This is a genomic window from Acinetobacter legionensis (assembly GCF_057165765.1).
The window spans coordinates 4340067-4356575 of the sequence record NZ_CM169896.1 but is presented as its reverse complement, the minus strand read 5'-3'; the positions used below and the strand labels follow the sequence as shown (position 1 = coordinate 4356575).

Genomic DNA, 16509 nt, shown 5'->3' with positions numbered 1-16509 from the left:
AAAAGCACCTTGAATGGGTGCTTTTTTACGCCGTTAGCTTTCTAAGTATTGTTTATAATCCAAAATTTTTCCATATTTTCTCAATTTCTTCAGCAGGGTAGGCGCCCATGACTTTATAACCATTTGAGAAAATAATCGCTGGTGTTCCATGCAAACCTAATTTTTTACCCAATTCCAAATTACGCTCGATAGGGGTTGCACAATTTGCTGGCGCTGTCGGCTTAATCCCATTTTGAATTAAATTTTTCCATGCATATTCTTTATTTACAGAACACCATACTTGCTTAGATGGCAAAATCGATTGTGCTTTGATCGAATAGATAAATGTATAAATTGTCACATCATTGAGCTTGGCTAAATTCCCTTCAAGAGTCTTGCAATATGGGCAATTTGGGTCAGAAAAGATTGCAAGCTGACGCTTACCATTCCCCCTGACTGTTTTTACCGCATCATTCAAAGGTAAGGCTTTAAAATCTATAGTATTTTCTTTAACTGCTAAATCTTTAGTTAAATTATGCTGATCTTTCAAACGAATCATTGAACCAATAAATAAATGCTGAGCATCCTCATTGACATAAACAATTTGATTATCCAAGGTTCCACTATATAAACCCTGCATTTCTGTGATTTGCAGATTATTAATTTTTACATTGGGATACTGCTGGGCTAATTTTGCTTTCACAGTTTCAACACTGGCAAAACCAGCTGTACAAAAAGCTAGGCTTAAGCTCAATGCGATAAATTGCTTTAACATAAATCGATAAAATCAAAATAAATATTGAGATGCATTAAAGCATAATTCATCAACTGACTTGTTTAAAAACTGTGATTGATCCTTATCTCTGATTGCAATGGTTCTCTGCCAATCACAGTACCTTGAACTGTTAAAAAAGCTGTACTTTATTCTTGCTCAGGTTTCACGTGAAACCCAACTAAACATCGCGGTTTTATTGATTTCAACAGAAATATGCACCAATTGTTTATGAATAGATAAAGCATGACGTACCTGATCTGCATTTAAATTTTTATCATTGGATTCAAGCGCTAAAATCACTGAAAATTTGCCTTTAGCAACTTTCCACACATGAATATCGGTTATTTTGGCTTCAAAATTTAGACGCTCAATCACTTTACGTACTTCCTCGACGATAGGATCATCCATTTCCGCATCCAATAATGTTTGGGCCGTTTCTTTGATTAAACCCAATGACCAACGTCCGACTAAAATTGCCCCAACAATCCCCAATACAGCATCCAAAAAATCCCAACCCAAATACTTTGCAGCAAAGAGTGCAATAATCGCCAAGACAGAGGTCAGTGCATCTGCAACCACATGTAAAAACGCAGCTTTTTGATTTAAATCATGTCCATGATGGTCATTATGCATATGTGAATGATGGTGATGGTGATGGTGATGGTCAGCATGATCGTGTAATAACCATGCACAAACCAAATTGACCAATAAGCCTAAAATAGCAATCAAAATCGCTTCATTATAATGAATCTGTACAGGATGAAATAAACGCACTAGCGACTGGAAGGCCATAAATAAGGCCACCACCATCAATAGAATTGCACTGCTATAGCCAGCAAGAATTTCAATCTTCCATGTGCCAAAACTAAAACGCGAATCCTGCGCATAATAATGAGCGGCTCGATAAGCAGCATAAGCCAAGCCTAATGCCAGCATATGCGAACTCATATGCCAACCATCTGCGAGTAATGCCATGGAATTAAAAATCCAGCCTCCCGCAATCTCAAAAAACATCATCAATCCAGTCAAAATGGTCGCCCATAAGATTTTCTTTTGTGCTAAAGGATTACCTTGATCAAATTGATGGCTATGCTTTCGCTGAATGGTTTTGAATTGCATGAGACATGATCCTATATACTCCCCTCAAGTATATAATTTCAATTTAAAATATACTATAAGGGAGTATATAAAATAGCGGATTAGTTTATGAGTCATTTACATCAAGATAAAAAAGTCCTCAATCGTGTGAAACGACTAAAAGGACAAATTCATGCGATTGAAGAAGCTTTGAATGATCAAAGCAGCTCATGTATCAGCGTTTTACAGCAAGTTGCGGCAATTAAAGGTGCCGTGAATGGCTTAATGAATGAATTGATTGAGCAGCATTTAACCGAGCATGTGATTAAAGACACTCAAGCCGTAGATGAAGCTGAATTACAAGAATTTTTAAAGTTGCTAAAACGCTATTCATAACTCAATTCACAGTCATCTGTGCTTGAATGTTTAAGTTTCCATTGACCCTTTACTGATTAAGTTTTAATCTTCCCATACTCAATTCCTTCCATGCCGAACTTTGTATTGAACAGGTTTGGCATTTTTATCTGCAAAACATTTGCATTTGAAGTCCTATATTTATGAATCAACAACCATGGCGTTCATTTTTAATGATCAGCCTAGCCTTATGTATTGGTACGATTGGTACAGCGCTTGCTAGCCCCTTATATCCAATTTATCAACAACTTTGGCAATTACTTCCAAGCCAGATCACCTATATTTTCGTGGCCTATATGTTTGGTTGCTTAACCACATTATTATTTTTAGGACGTAGCAGTAATAGTTTTGGTTTTATTCGTACCTTACAAATCGGGCTATTGTTTGCTGTGATTGGCTTAACACTTTCAGTGTTTGCATCAACCACATATTTGCTTGGATTTGGGCGCTTTATTATTGGTATTGCCTCTGGGTTGATCAGTACCTCCGCAATGTTAGGTTTGATTTATACCATTCCTGACTCACATAAGCAGAATGCAGCACAGTTAAGTTCAATTATTACCGTGATTGGCTTTGGACTTGGCCCGTTTATTGGTGGTGCAATCGCACAATTTTCTGATCGCCCACTTGTCACACCTTATTTACCCGTAATTGTTGCAGCAATCATCAGTTTGCTGAGTTTATTTACGATTAAAACCATGAGGTTTGAAAGGCAGCCATTTTCTATTGCGCCCCACTTACAACTGCCAGAAGCTCAATTTAAAAAACTGTTTTATATCGCCAGTTTTACCGCATTCTGTGCTTTTGGCTCATTTAGTTTATTTGCCTCATTAGCACCCTCCTTTATTCGAGATGTGATTCCTTGGCATGGGCCATTGGTCAGTGGTGCAACCATTGCCAGTATCTTAATGGTTTCTGCAATCGTCCAATTTATCGCAAAGTCTTTTGATATGCATAAAGCATTGAATACTGGCTTAGTCTTATTGATTTCCAGCTATATTATCTTATCGATCTGTATGACCATGCAGTGGAGTTTCTTATTCTTTTTGAGTGTGGTTTTGGTCGGAATGGGGCATGGTTTAACGTTACTGAGTGCTTTTGCATTGATTCACCACATGACCAATGTTGAAAATCGGGCAGCTGTGGTTTCCACTTATTTGTTTATTGCCTATTTTGGTACCATTGTGCCGATCATTAGCGCAGGCTTTTTATCTGATCATTTCGGTTTAATGGTTGGTGTTTTAGGCTTTTGTGCAGGAATTGGTATCTTATGTATTTATTTATTGATCAGTCATTTAAAAACTAAAGCTAGATCAAACATCTAGGCGCTGTGCGCCTAGATGTTGGTTAAAATCGATTATTGAATAATCTCAATTTTAACCACTTCTATATCAGTGGGTTTATAGCGGTGAGTATCCACTTCCCCTATAACTTTAACTTTGGTACCCGGTTTTAACTTTTTTAAATCGATAAGATCATCATCCACTTCGATCCCGATGGTTCCTGTACTGTCTTTTAGCTCATAATGTTCATGTTTTATTTGACGAACAATTGTCCCCGTCAAGGTAACAGCTGTTTCATCATTGGCACGTATTGCTTGTCCAATGGTGATCTTGTTTTTGGCAGCTTCTTGAATAATCACATGATCATCTTTACCTGCCCAAACATTTGACGTCATCACTAAAACAGCAATCGCAAGCAATAAAGGAGTTTTTTTCATGAAAAGAAGCCTTTGTTGAATATGTAATTGATCTTACAGTAAACAATTATAAGATTGATGTAAATTCAGCTTACAAAAGCACAACTTTTCATCAAAAAAAGCGGACTCATGTCCACTTTTAATCTTTTACAGTAAAAGATTACTTTCCAATACAGAACGAGCCAAAAATTACCCCTAACAGATCATCAGCACTAAAATCGCCTGTGATCTCAGCTAAGGCATTCTGTGCTAAACGTAACGATTCAGCGACCAGTTCACCCGCATGATAGACCTCAAGTTGCTCATGTGCTTCTGCAAGATAGTGCTGAGTGCGCTTCATTGCGTCTAAATGGCGAGTCCGTGCAATAAAGGTATCTTCTTCAGGATGGAAGCCAGCATGCGCTGTAATCGCATCTATAAGCGCTTGTACGCCCATTTCCTGCTTGGCCGACACGCTAATATGGCGAAAACCTTGAAAATCACTTAATTCAGGTGATTGTGTAGTTAAATCACACTTATTCCCAATCAACATCAAGCGTTTAGTTTCTAAATGATCTTCAAAATAGCGCTGAGCAAGTGCTAAAGGATTTTCACCTTGGCTGAGGTCATAGACCAAAAGTAATAAATCCGCTTGTTCAATTTCTTTGATTGCTCGGCGAATGCCTTCTTTTTCGACCACATCACCTGTTTCACGTAAGCCCGCAGTATCGGTCAGTGTGATAGGCAAGCCATTTAAAGTAATTTTCTCATGCAGTACATCACGTGTTGTTCCTGCGATATCCGTAACAATGGCACGGTCATTTCCCGCCAAGGCATTCAATAACGAAGATTTACCCGCATTGGGCTTACCTGCAATCACCACTTGCAGACCTTCACGTAATAACTGTCCCTGGCGCGCAGAGTGTTGTACAGCAGAAACAGAAGATTGCACATCTTCAAGCAGATGAAGAATTTTTCCATCTGCCAAAAAGTCGATTTCCTCTTCTGGGAAATCAATCGCCGCTTCAACATGCAAACGTAAATGAATCAGTTTTTCCAATACAGTATTCACTTTATTGGAAAATGCACCTTGCAAAGAACGTACTGCTGAACGTGCTGCGGCTTGTGAGGTCGCATCAATTAAATCTGCAATCGCTTCAGCTTGAACCAAGTCCATTTTGCCATTTTCAAAGGCTCGCATGGAAAACTCGCCTGCTTTGGCGGCAATAGCACCCAGTTCAAACAATCGTGCAAGAAGTGCATTTTGAATTACAGGGCCACCATGTCCCTGCAATTCCACCACATCTTCACCCGTAAAGGAGTTTGGATTTGGAAAGCAAATTGCTAGGCCCTCATCCATCACTTCACCTTTTTCATCAAAAAACTGACGAAAACCAGCAAAGCGCGCTTGAGGAAGCACTTTTTGAGTTAAAGCTTGTGCAATCGCATAAGCCTTAGGACCAGATAGACGAATCACACCTACACCACCACGTCCAGGTGGAGTCCCAATTGCTGCAATTGTGGTTTGGCTTACAGGGTTGCTCATCTAAATTACTCAAACTTTGACAATAAAAAAATCCGCCTAAGATTACCATCTTAAGCGGATTTTTTCAGCTATTGCTTAATCTATGAAGATTAAACCACTTCGCTTGCGACTTTGGCTTTAGCAACATTTTTGTTGATAAACCATTGTTGCAGAATCGTGATCGAGTTGTTCACAATCCAGTATAAAACCAAGCCTGAAGGGAAGAACAGCATAAATACTGTAAACATGATCGGCATGATTTTGAAGACTTTAGCTTGCATTGGATCAGTAGGTTGTGGGTTCAACATTTGTTGAACAAACATCGTTACACCCATGATCAACGGCAAAATAAACCAAGGATCCATTGCAGATAAATCTTGAATCCAAAGCATCCATGGCGCATGACGAAGCTCTACAGATTCCATCAATACCCAATACAACGCTAAGAAGATTGGCATTTGCAACAACAATGGTAGACAACCTGCAAGTGGATTAACTTGCTCACGTTTGTAAAGCGCCATCATTTCTTGTGAGAAACGCATGCGGTCTTCACCAAACTCTTCTTTCATGCGTTGCATTTCAGGTGCAATCACACGCATTTTCGCCATAGAGCGATAGCTCTTAGACGACAAAGGCCAAAGAATAAGCTTAACCAATACAGTCAATAAGATAATTGACCAGCCCCAGTTACCCACAAGATTATGGAAGAACTGTAAGCCAGCAAATAATAATTTTGCAATTGGCCATAACCAACCATAGTCTACAGTTTGGTTTAAACCAACAGCCAAGTCTTTTAATTCAGATTGAATTTTTGGACCTGAGTAGAACGTTGCATCAATGCTCATTGCTTTTCCAGCTGGAACATTGATGGTTGGAGAAGTAAACCCGATGATATTCATACCATCTGCAGATTTACGAGATTCCAATTTTGCTGTGTATTCTTGACCGCCAAAATGACCTGGCATCCAAGCACTTACAAAATAATGCTGAACAATCGCAACCCATCCGCCTTTTGCTTCAGTGTTGAGTTTTTCATCGGTAAAATTTGCAAATTTTAACTTGTTATAATGCTCATCAGGAGTACCCCAAGCGCCACCCAAATATGTTCCAAGTGTAAAAATCCCTTGCGAGGTTTTTCCTGGATCATCTGAGTTATCACGCTTAATTTGACCAAACATTTGTCCTTGCCAATTTTGCGCACTACGGTTGACAACCTGATAGCTCACATCGATTGGATATTGACCTTGTTTAAAGGTAAATGTTTTGATGATTTCAACGCCATCTGCTGTTTTAAATACCATTGGTACAGCTAAAACTTGAGATGTTTTGCCATCTTTGTCCTTGGCTGCTTTGGCATCTGCAATAGTATAAGCAGTTTTTTCAAACGCATAGTTTGGACGATCTGGCTTACTGTCCGGACCATTCAATCCAATTAACCCAGATTGCGCAACATAGGTACGTTTTGCATCACTTTCAAGCATAACAAAAGGCTGATCACTGTCTTTGCTCTTGTCATGATTCAGTAATTCAATACGAACAATATCACCACCTTTAGGACTAATCCAAAGATGATAAAGGTCAGTTTGTACTGAAATCAATTGTTGATTTGCTGTGGCTGGTGCAGCTGTATTCTGTTGTGCAGCAGCTATATTTGCTTGTGGAACATCGCTAGTGGCCGCAGTTGCTTGACCTTTTGGCAGATCGGCAGACACATCATGCGCTACAACAGCCTGCGGTGTCGCAGCCTTCGATGTATTGTCATGACCATAGTCTTTTTGCCAAGCCAAAATGAGCAAATATGCGGTGACTAACATGGCCCCAAGGATTGCAAACCTGGCCCATTGTTGCATATCTATTACCCCAAGTGGTTAGAGTGATTTTGGTTCAATAAACGTTCACGCAAGGGTACAGGAACATGAAGCGTTTGAGAATCTATTTGCTGAAATGAAATAAAACGAATTGTTTTTTTTGGCACAGGATCATAACCATACCCACCCCAAGGATGACAACGACACACGCGTTTGGTTGCTAACCAGCTACCTTTTAATGCGCCGTGCGTATGGATTGCTTCTAACGAATATTGAGAACAAGTCGGAATATAACGACAACGAGGTCCAATGAGAGGACTAATCGCAATTTGATAGAAACGAATCAACCAATGCAATAAACGAATCATTGGTATCCTCTATTTTTGAGGGGAAGATTGAGCTATTTTATGGTGCTTTTTAACAATGCGCTGCAATTTTAACCAAGCAAATTGTAATTGCTGAAAAAGCTCAGCATTTGGAACTGCTTCTATACCAACTTTAGGCATCACCACAATATCCAACAAATCTATATTTTGCTGGTTTAAGCGAAAACTTTCACGCGTTAAACGTTTTATTCGATTTCTTTCATGCGCACGGCGCACTTTCTTCTTTGCAACAACAATACCCAAACGGCTTTTAGGCTGTTCGGTGACTTTTGCTAAGAATATAAAATGGGGTTGATGCACTTTAAAAAGCGCACCATCAAATACATCTTTGTAATCAGCAGCGCAGTGGATTCTCACCTCTGGACTGAAACTATAAAGAGACATAACACCCAAGTCGTCTATCAACTGTTTAAAAGATTAAACAGTTAAACTATGACGGCCTTTTGCACGACGGCGAGCTAATACTTGACGACCAGCCTTAGTAGCCATACGAGCACGGAAACCATGAACACGCTTGCGCTTTAATTCAGATGGTTGGAATGTACGTTTCATATCGAAACTCCAAAATTGATCTTTTCTAAAGGTTCGCGATTGTATTGTGCATTCTTTATTCTGTCAATAAATATACACATTTCTTTTATATAGACGCTTTATTTTTACCCAGCCAACAACTTTATATAGATTAAATTGAATAAATTATTAAAAATATATATTCACAGCATAACTTATTATTTTATAATATAAATAAGAGTTACACACAGATATATCCTCAAAGTTATCCATAGGCTGATTCACAATTTAAATTTAATTTCTTAATTTTAAATTTAAAAATCGTGTTGTTTTGAATTTAAATTCATAACTTAAGCTTTATCCACAGAAATCCTGATCCTTATAAATAAATTCAAATTTAAAATTTATATTTATTATTATTAGGGAGCGTTTTTTCTGTGGAAAACAGCTTTTTTAAGATAAATAATAATAACTTACCCTGTGAGTATCCATGTTTCTATTAATTTGATGGATTGTGGATAACTTTCTGTGATAATTTATCCACAGCTTGTGGAAAACCTTATCCACAGTTGCTTTAAATTTAAATTTATTTACAGAAGGTTGCTTTTTTGAGCGAATTAGATTGAATTAACCATGACAGATGTGGATAACTTGGTTAGAATGGCGACCCCTTCACCTACTAGGGTAGGGGTAAATAGTCTTTTTTGAATTTAAAATTGAATGAAGGGGTTTCACATGCTTTGGACGGACTGCTTAACTCGCTTGCGACAAGAGCTCTCTGATAATGTCTTTGCCATGTGGATTCGTCCTTTGGTTGCAGAAGAAGTCGAAGATACTTTAAAACTGTATGCACCCAATCCATATTGGACTCGCTACATTCAAGAACATCATTTAGAACTGATTTCTATTTTGGCGGAACAATTATCTGAAGGGCGAATTCGCAAAGTCGAAATTATAGTCGACTCGCGTCCGGGAGCTATACTTTCTGCCTCTGAACAACCTGCGACAACAACAGCAGCACTTGAAAGTTCGCCTACACCCACCCATCATACAAAAGCTAAAAAAGATAAAGAATATGAAGTTGTTTCTGCAAAAAATGTGAAGAAACGCCAACTAAATCCATTGTTTAATTTTGCTCTATTTGTTGAAGGCCGTTCTAACCAAATGGCGGCTGAAACGTGTCGTAAAGTTTTAACACAACTGGGAGAATCTCAACATAATCCACTATTTTTATATGGTCCTACAGGGCTTGGTAAAACGCATTTAATGCAAGCAGTTGGGAATGCATTATTACAAGCAAAACCAAATGCGCGTGTAATGTATATGACTGCGGAAAGTTTTGTACAAGATTTTGTCAGCTCTCTGCAAAAAGGTAAGGTTGAAGAATTTAAAAAGAATTGCCGTTCTTTAGATTTATTATTGGTTGATGATATTCATTTATTGGCAGGTAAAGAAGCCAGTCTTGTCGAATTTTTCTATACATTCAATGCTTTATTGGATGAGTCTAAACAGATTATTTTAACCTCTGACCGTTATCCAAAAGAGTTAACCGAATTGGATCCGCGCTTAGTATCGCGTTTTTCATGGGGATTATCGGTTGGAGTTGAACCACCAGATATTGAAACACGTATCGAAATTTTGCTGAAAAAAGCTGAAAGTAGTGGGATAGATCTTCCTCGCAATTGCGCTTTATTTATTGCACAACAAGTTGTTGCCAATGTGCGTGAGCTTGAAGGCGCTTTAAACAAAGTTGTGGCGATCTCGCGCTTTAAGGGTTCTGCAATCGATCTAGAAGTGGTTCGTGAGTCTTTGAAAGATGTCTTGGCGATTCGTGCTCGAACCATCAGTACTGAAAATATTCAGCGAGTGGTGAGTGAATACTTCCGAATTCCATTGAAAGAATTGGTGGGGCCAAAACGCACACGTATTTACGCTCGACCACGTCAGTTGGCGATGGGGCTAGCACGTGAGCTGACTGGAGACAGTTTCCCTGAAATTGGGATGGCATTTGGCGGTCGTGATCACAGTACGGTCATGCATGCATGTGAAAAAGTGCAAAGTTTACGCGACGAAGATCCAATTTTTAATGAGGATTATAAAAACCTCATGCGCCTGTTACAAAGTTAAAATTTGTACAAATTACGCGCTTGCAATGCGGCATAAACTGCCGCATAGTACGTCATTAAAAAAAATTTATTACCCACATTTTCTGTCATATTTAGTTAGAGGAATTCCACCGTGCGTTTGAAAATCGCGAAAGAGAGCTTACTTAATGTTTTGTCCCATGTGGTAGGAGCAGTTGAACGTCGCCATACTTTAAACATTCTTTCAAACGTGAAAATTCAAGCTACAAATCAATCGCTTACGATTACTGGATCAGATTTAGAAGTGGAGCTTGTTGCAAGTACAACTCTAGCTGAAGGCGCATGTTTACAAGCAGGGGAAACCACTGTTCCTGCACGTAAGTTAGTTGATATTTGTAAATCTTTACCAGCAGCAGCTTTGATTGATTTACAGATTACTGAAGATCAGCGCTGTATTTTAAAATCTGGAAACAGTCGCTTTGTTTTAGGGACGTTGCCTGCTGAAGACTATCCACTATTAACCAATGAAAATAGCCAGGGCACTCAAGTTAAAGTGACTGAACGTGAATTAAAGCGTTTATTTGAAAAAACTTCGTTTGCAATGGCTGTTCAAGATGTACGTTTTTATCTAACTGGTACATTATTGGAAATTGATGAAAATCAATTACGCGCAGTCACCACAGATGGACATCGTTTAGCATTGTGCGAAACATTGGCGTCTTCAACTGCTGCTCAATTGGTTCAAGCCATTGTTCCTCGTAAAGCAGTAGGTGAGTTACAGCGTCTTTTAAGTATCGAAGATGAGCAGCTTACTTTGTTAATTGGTCGTGAATTGCTGAATGTTACCATTCAAACCTCTAGCCGTGATAAAGAACAAGGCGATATTACCGTACGTTTCACCACAAAATTGATTGATGGGAAATTTCCTGATTATCGACGTGTGATTCCACGTGGTGGTGACAAAGTTGTAAATATTCCACATGATGTATTTAAGCAATCATTACAACGTGTTGCGATTTTAAGTAATGAAAAATTACGTGGGGTATTCTTAAATTTTAATGCTGATTCTTTGCAATTACGTGCCAATAACCCTGAGCAAGATGAAGCGATTGAAGATTTAGCTATTCAATATGCCAATGCTCCTATGGAAATGTCATTTAATGCTCAATATATTTTAGAGGTATTAAGTGTTTTAGATGGTGATGATGTTGCAATGACCATGTCTGAAGCGAATCAATCTGTATTGGTACAAGATCCAACACAATCTAATCAAACTTACGTTGTAATGCCGATGCGTGTTTAATTGATTTATTTTTAAATCATAGCCATGCATATTACGCGTTTAAATATACAACGTGTTCGAAACCTCAAGACGGTTGCCCTCCATGAGTTGCAACCGTTTAATGTTTTTTACGGACAAAATGGTTCAGGAAAAACTTCCATTTTGGAAGCCATCCATTTATTGGCAACAGGTCGATCTTTTCGAACACATATCCCTAAAAATTACATTCAAAGTAATCAATCAGACGCCATTGTTTTTGCTCAATCACTGACCGAAAAGATTGGTATGCAAAAGCTACAAAGTGGTGAGCAGTTAATTAAGGTAAATGGTGATACTGTTGCAACCCAAGGGCAACTTGCCAAAATCTTGCCATTGCAACTGATTGATCCGTTAAGTACTGATATTATCGATCATGGTGCAAAACCACGTCGCCAATTATTGGATTGGCTCATGTTTCACGTGGAACCAGATTTCTATCATGCATGGCAATATTATTCACGCGCTTTAAAACAAAGAAATAGCTTACTTAAAACGAAACGTAATCTGACGTTGCTCGATTTAGAGCCGTGGAACAAAATGCTTAGTGATTATGGTGAAATGTTGCATTCTCAACGGGTCGAAATTATTGAGCAATGGAAGTTATATTTACAAGAAGATTTGGGGCAGTTATTGCCCGATTTAAAGATTGAGATGGAATACAGTGCAGGGTTCCATGTGGAACATGGTTTAGCCCATGATTTGATTCTATATCACCAAAAAGATGTTGATCGACGTTATACCGAATATGGGCCTCATCGTGCAGATATTCGATTAAAAACTCCATTAGGTGAAGCGGATGTGGTACTGTCTAGAGGGCAGAAAAAGTTATTGATAATGGCTTTAAAACTATCACAAATTGCCATGTTACATGCCTGTAATAAAGAAACTGTGGTATTATTAGATGATGTAACAGCAGAATTAGATTTAAGCGCACAACAACGTTTAATTGAGCGATTGAGCCAACTTGGTAGTCAAGTTTTTATTACCACACTAGACCATGAATCAGTAAAAAAACATTTACATGATTTGTCTATTTCCTACCAGTTATTCAATGTTGACCAAGGTCAGGTAAGTGTTGTTGCAACATGATTTTAGATTTTAGCCAATTTTGGAAAGACCTATTTTTCACTAGGGAGAAACCATGAGTTCAGAAGATCAAATAGCTTCTCAAACAGAACCCACCATTGAAAAGGCTTATGATTCCTCTAGTATCAAAGTATTACGTGGTCTAGATGCAGTTCGTAAACGCCCAGGTATGTATATTGGTGATACTGATGATGGTTCAGGCTTACACCATATGGTATTTGAGGTGGTCGATAACGCGATTGATGAAGCTTTAGCTGGTCATTGTGATGAAATTTTAGTGACTATTCATGAGGATGAGTCAGTCAGCGTTGCAGATAATGGACGTGGTATTCCAACCGATATTCACCCAGAAGAAGGTGTCTCTGCTGCAGAAGTAATTCTTACTATTCTGCATGCAGGTGGTAAGTTTGATGATAATAGCTATAAGGTTTCAGGTGGTTTGCACGGCGTAGGTGTATCTGTAGTCAATGCACTTTCAAGCAAACTAGAACTTACGATTCATCGTGCTGGCCACATTCATCAACAAGAATATAAACATGGTGATCCAGTTTACCCGTTAAAAATTGTGGGTGATGTTGAAACGACAGGGACTATTGTTCGTTTCTGGCCGAGTACTGAAACGTTTAGCCAAACGATTTTTAATGTCGATATTTTGGCACGTCGCTTACGTGAGCTTTCATTCTTGAATGCCGGTGTACGTATTGTCCTACGTGATCAACGTGTTGCCTTAGAACATGTCTTCGATTATGAAGGTGGTTTATCTGAGTTTGTAAAATATATCAATCAAGGTAAAACCCATCTCAATGAAATCTTCCATTTCACCACACAAGCTGAAAATGGCATAGGTGTTGAAGTTGCTTTACAATGGAACGATACCTATCAAGAAAATGTTCGTTGTTTTACCAATAATATTCCACAAAAAGATGGTGGGACGCATTTAGCTGGTTTCCGTGCAGCGTTGACGCGTGGCTTAAACAACTACATGGAAAATGAAAACTTACTCAAAAAAGAGAAAGTTGCGGTTAGTGGTGATGATGCGCGTGAAGGCTTAACAGCAATTGTTTCAGTCAAAGTACCTGATCCTAAATTCTCATCACAAACTAAAGAAAAATTGGTGTCGAGTGAAGTTAAACCTGCTGTCGAGCAGGCAATGAATAAAGCCTTTTCTGAATATTTATTAGAAAATCCTCAGGCTGCAAAATCTATTGCAGGCAAAATCATTGATGCTGCACGTGCGCGTGATGCTGCGCGTAAAGCACGAGAAATGACACGTCGTAAGAGTGCACTTGATATCGCCGGTCTTCCAGGTAAATTGGCAGACTGTCAGGAAAAAGATCCAGCACTTTCAGAATTATACTTAGTCGAGGGTGACTCTGCGGGCGGTTCTGCAAAACAAGGCCGTAACCGTAAAATGCAAGCCATTCTTCCGCTCAAAGGTAAAATTCTTAATGTGGAACGTGCACGTTTCGATAAGATGATTTCATCTCAGGAAGTGGGTACGCTGATTACTGCATTAGGATGCGGTATCGGTCGTGAAGAATATAACCCAGACAAGTTGCGTTATCATAAAATCATTATCATGACCGATGCTGACGTGGATGGTTCTCACATTCGTACCCTACTTTTGACTTTCTTCTTCCGTCAAATGCCAGAACTTGTGGAACGTGGCTATATTTATATTGCACAACCACCACTGTATAAACTGAAAAAGGGTAAGCAAGAGCAATACATTAAAGACAATGATGCTTTAGAAACGTATTTGATTTCAAATGCGATTGATGAACTTGAATTACGTGTCAATGCTGAAGCGCCTGCAATTCGTGGTGTAGCACTAGAGAAAGTGATTGCCGATTATCAAACCTCTCAAAAAAGTTTGCAGCGTTTAACCGTGCGCTATCCTGCGACTCTGCTTGATGGTTTGTTAAGTCTTGAGCATTTTAAACTTGATCAAAATCATGACCAAGATTATGTACAACAATGGGGTGAAAAACTTCGTGCTGCGATCGAAACAACGCAACCAAGTTTACGTCCAGTGTTGAGCTTGGAATCATTTGATAAAGAAACTGCTGATGGGCTTAAAACGACGATTTATTTCCCGCGTATAACGATTTATGTGCACAATTTACCGCATAGCTATTTATTAGATGCGGGGTTATTGGCATCGGGCGAATATAAGCGTTTATTGCAGAACTCGAAGAGCTGGTTCACTTTGTTAGAAGACGGTGCTTATCTGCAAAAAGGCGAACGTAAAATCAACGTTTCGACTTTCCATCAGGTTTGGCAACACATTTTGACAGATTCACGTCGCGGCATGATGATCCAACGCTATAAAGGTTTGGGTGAGATGAATGCTGAACAGCTTTGGGAAACTACGATGGATCCTGAAAACCGTAATATGCTGCAAGTGACCATTGATGATGCGATTGAAGCCGATCGTATGTTTGCATGTTTAATGGGCGATGATGTAGAACCACGTCGTGCGTTCATTGAGGAAAATGCATTAAATGCAGATATTGATGCTTAATTAAACTCATTCTAACCAGTAAATAAGGGAATAGACCTCGGTTTATTCCCTTTTTTATATCGTTATTTTAATTTTGATAGTACTTTTGCTTCTATTTAAAAATTTAAAGCAAAAAAACCAGCTTATCAAAGCTGGTTTTTTGTAGGCTTTAGCTTATTTCATCTAAAGTATTATTCACCACCAAGCGTACATTCAAAGTTGGCTTTATCTACTGAACAACGTGCTTTTTTCAACACAGACATCATACCTGCGTCATAAATACCTTGTTTAGTCAGTTCTAAACGGCCATCACGCATTAACTTTTGGTATTTCAGTTTATCTTCAGCGGTTAAATTCATTTTGTATTTTGCTGGAATAGTTGCTTCTAGACGATTAATCATAGCAAAGCTTTTTGGCAAGTTTTTCACAAAATAATCACGAGATTTTTGACCAAAGCCTGCAGGGAATTTTTCCGGACGGATGACAAAGTCAGCAGTTACTTGTAATACTGGGAAGTTAAACATTGCCCCATTTGCACCTAAACCTTTTTGAATTTCAAGAGGTTTGTAGGCATAAGCAGGTGCTCCGACCATATCAACTTGACCATTGTTAAATTTTGCAACAAAGTTTGTGATATCTGAAGGAACAGCTTGTGCACCAACACGTTGTACTAGAATTTTTTGAGCGCTATCATAGCTTAAAACAGCAAACTTTTTACCAGCGGCTTTTTCAATTGAGTTGATATTTTTATCACGTACAAAAATAAATGCTGAACCAAGTGGTGCAATACCAGCAACTTCGTATTTTTTACCACCCAATGTTGTGGTCATTTTTGCAGCATTACGCGCATCTAAGGCAAAAGTAATGGCTTTTTGTGCAATCGCATTACTTGGCACACCGCCAATAGAGTCGATTGAACCCACAAATTTATTGTATTGACGTGCACGCATTGCAGTCATAAATACGCCATCGCATTTGCCTGCTTTAAAGTCGTTATCTGCAACAGCTTCGTCTTGTTTTGGGATGAGATTGATATCAGCGCCCCAACTTTTTGCTGATAATGCCCATTCTTGCGCCATTTGAAATGACTCACCTGACTTACCTAATAAATCAAATACGCAGACATCTGTCGCAGCTTGAGATGCTGAACTAAATCCAACGATTGAAGTTGCAGCAATAGCGAATACAATTTTTTTCATATTTTCTTCCTTATCTATTTATCCATCTTTAGGAACTTTTCCATAAGCGCAATATTAATCAGCTTTGTTTGAAAAAAATAGAGCATTTACTCCATTTATTATTTTTTTTTTGACAATTATTGTGAATTAGCGAGTTAACTCTCATTTCAGAGGCAAGCTTTTTA

General features: G+C 38.6%; 15 protein-coding genes. 6 read left to right on the top strand and 9 right to left on the bottom strand.

Features of this window, described 5'->3' with window-relative positions; translation table 11 throughout:
* Window positions 1-52: 52 nt before the first annotated feature.
* Window positions 53-754 (bottom strand): DsbC family protein, encoded by a 702-nt coding sequence (locus AC2G3J_RS19955; protein ID WP_336954618.1) that lies wholly within the window; start codon window positions 752-754, stop codon window positions 53-55.
* Window positions 755-910: 156 nt separating this feature from the next.
* Entirely contained in the window at window positions 911-1873 is a 963-nt protein-coding gene (gene dmeF / locus AC2G3J_RS19950; protein ID WP_483770483.1) for a CDF family Co(II)/Ni(II) efflux transporter DmeF, read from the bottom strand.
* A gap of 87 nt (window positions 1874-1960) precedes the next feature.
* Here dmeF and AC2G3J_RS19945 point away from each other — a divergent pair, with 87 nt between their 5' ends.
* Window positions 1961-2227: a metal/formaldehyde-sensitive transcriptional repressor gene (locus tag AC2G3J_RS19945; RefSeq protein ID WP_004818177.1), complete on the top strand. Its 267-nt coding sequence runs from the start codon at window positions 1961-1963 to the stop codon at window positions 2225-2227.
* Window positions 2228-2388: 161 nt separating this feature from the next.
* Entirely contained in the window at window positions 2389-3570 is a 1182-nt protein-coding gene (locus AC2G3J_RS19940; RefSeq protein ID WP_483770482.1) for an MFS transporter, read from the top strand.
* 32 nt (window positions 3571-3602) lie between these two features.
* On the opposite strand, the gene AC2G3J_RS19935 is transcribed toward AC2G3J_RS19940, so the two are convergent.
* The 6 genes from AC2G3J_RS19935 to rpmH form a co-directional block, all read right to left on the bottom strand.
* The gene (locus tag AC2G3J_RS19935; RefSeq protein ID WP_419328821.1) at window positions 3603-3965 is read right to left on the bottom strand and encodes a NirD/YgiW/YdeI family stress tolerance protein; all 363 of its coding nucleotides are present in this window, start codon (window positions 3963-3965) and stop codon (window positions 3603-3605) included.
* Window positions 3966-4104: 139 nt separating this feature from the next.
* Window positions 4105-5469: a tRNA uridine-5-carboxymethylaminomethyl(34) synthesis GTPase MnmE gene (gene mnmE, locus AC2G3J_RS19930; RefSeq protein ID WP_483770481.1), complete on the bottom strand. Its 1365-nt coding sequence runs from the start codon at window positions 5467-5469 to the stop codon at window positions 4105-4107.
* A gap of 89 nt (window positions 5470-5558) precedes the next feature.
* A complete protein-coding gene (gene yidC / locus AC2G3J_RS19925; protein ID WP_004718941.1) occupies window positions 5559-7298 on the bottom strand; it encodes a membrane protein insertase YidC in 1740 nt (579 codons plus the stop codon).
* 5 nt (window positions 7299-7303) lie between these two features.
* The gene (gene yidD, locus AC2G3J_RS19920) at window positions 7304-7624 is read right to left on the bottom strand and encodes a membrane protein insertion efficiency factor YidD (RefSeq protein ID WP_004718939.1); all 321 of its coding nucleotides are present in this window, start codon (window positions 7622-7624) and stop codon (window positions 7304-7306) included.
* A gap of 9 nt (window positions 7625-7633) precedes the next feature.
* Window positions 7634-8026, bottom strand: coding sequence for a ribonuclease P protein component (rnpA, locus tag AC2G3J_RS19915; RefSeq protein ID WP_004718937.1), 393 nt, complete (start codon window positions 8024-8026; stop codon window positions 7634-7636).
* 33 nt (window positions 8027-8059) lie between these two features.
* Window positions 8060-8194, bottom strand: coding sequence for a 50S ribosomal protein L34 (gene rpmH, locus AC2G3J_RS19910; RefSeq protein WP_000831329.1), 135 nt, complete (start codon window positions 8192-8194; stop codon window positions 8060-8062).
* 693 nt (window positions 8195-8887) lie between these two features.
* On the opposite strand from rpmH, the gene dnaA reads away from it, so the two are divergent.
* The 4 genes from dnaA (at window position 8888) to gyrB (ending at window position 15167) form a co-directional block, all read left to right on the top strand.
* The gene (dnaA, locus tag AC2G3J_RS19905; protein ID WP_336954624.1) at window positions 8888-10279 is read left to right on the top strand and encodes a chromosomal replication initiator protein DnaA; all 1392 of its coding nucleotides are present in this window, start codon (window positions 8888-8890) and stop codon (window positions 10277-10279) included.
* 111 nt (window positions 10280-10390) lie between these two features.
* The gene (gene dnaN, locus AC2G3J_RS19900) at window positions 10391-11539 is read left to right on the top strand and encodes a DNA polymerase III subunit beta (RefSeq protein WP_483770480.1); all 1149 of its coding nucleotides are present in this window, start codon (window positions 10391-10393) and stop codon (window positions 11537-11539) included.
* A gap of 24 nt (window positions 11540-11563) precedes the next feature.
* Complete coding sequence (gene recF / locus AC2G3J_RS19895) at window positions 11564-12646, top strand: DNA replication/repair protein RecF (protein WP_336954627.1); 1083 nt, start codon at window positions 11564-11566, stop codon at window positions 12644-12646.
* A 52-nt stretch (window positions 12647-12698) separates the two neighbouring features.
* Window positions 12699-15167, top strand: a complete 2469-nt coding sequence (gene gyrB / locus AC2G3J_RS19890) for a DNA topoisomerase (ATP-hydrolyzing) subunit B (RefSeq protein ID WP_336954629.1) — start codon at window positions 12699-12701, stop codon at window positions 15165-15167.
* Window positions 15168-15337: 170 nt separating this feature from the next.
* Here the strand turns inward: gyrB and AC2G3J_RS19885 are convergent, their stop codons facing one another.
* Window positions 15338-16345, bottom strand: coding sequence for a putative solute-binding protein (locus tag AC2G3J_RS19885; protein ID WP_336954631.1), 1008 nt, complete (start codon window positions 16343-16345; stop codon window positions 15338-15340).
* Window positions 16346-16509: the final 164 nt, after the last annotated feature.

Coding starts and splice junctions, on each gene's coding strand:
- AC2G3J_RS19955 (WP_336954618.1), bottom strand. CDS start 754: ATGTTAAAGCAATTTATCGCATTGAGCTTAAGCCTAGCTTTTTGTACA.
- dmeF (WP_483770483.1), bottom strand. CDS start 1,873: ATGCAATTCAAAACCATTCAGCGAAAGCATAGCCATCAATTTGATCAA.
- AC2G3J_RS19945 (WP_004818177.1), top strand. CDS start 1,961: ATGAGTCATTTACATCAAGATAAAAAAGTCCTCAATCGTGTGAAACGA.
- AC2G3J_RS19940 (WP_483770482.1), top strand. CDS start 2,389: ATGAATCAACAACCATGGCGTTCATTTTTAATGATCAGCCTAGCCTTA.
- AC2G3J_RS19935 (WP_419328821.1), bottom strand. CDS start 3,965: ATGAAAAAAACTCCTTTATTGCTTGCGATTGCTGTTTTAGTGATGACG.
- mnmE (WP_483770481.1), bottom strand. CDS start 5,469: ATGAGCAACCCTGTAAGCCAAACCACAATTGCAGCAATTGGGACTCCA.
- yidC (WP_004718941.1), bottom strand. CDS start 7,298: ATGCAACAATGGGCCAGGTTTGCAATCCTTGGGGCCATGTTAGTCACC.
- yidD (WP_004718939.1), bottom strand. CDS start 7,624: ATGATTCGTTTATTGCATTGGTTGATTCGTTTCTATCAAATTGCGATT.
- rnpA (WP_004718937.1), bottom strand. CDS start 8,026: ATGTCTCTTTATAGTTTCAGTCCAGAGGTGAGAATCCACTGCGCTGCT.
- rpmH (WP_000831329.1), bottom strand. CDS start 8,194: ATGAAACGTACATTCCAACCATCTGAATTAAAGCGCAAGCGTGTTCAT.
- dnaA (WP_336954624.1), top strand. CDS start 8,888: ATGCTTTGGACGGACTGCTTAACTCGCTTGCGACAAGAGCTCTCTGAT.
- recF (WP_336954627.1), top strand. CDS start 11,564: ATGCATATTACGCGTTTAAATATACAACGTGTTCGAAACCTCAAGACG.
- gyrB (WP_336954629.1), top strand. CDS start 12,699: ATGAGTTCAGAAGATCAAATAGCTTCTCAAACAGAACCCACCATTGAA.
- AC2G3J_RS19885 (WP_336954631.1), bottom strand. CDS start 16,345: ATGAAAAAAATTGTATTCGCTATTGCTGCAACTTCAATCGTTGGATTT.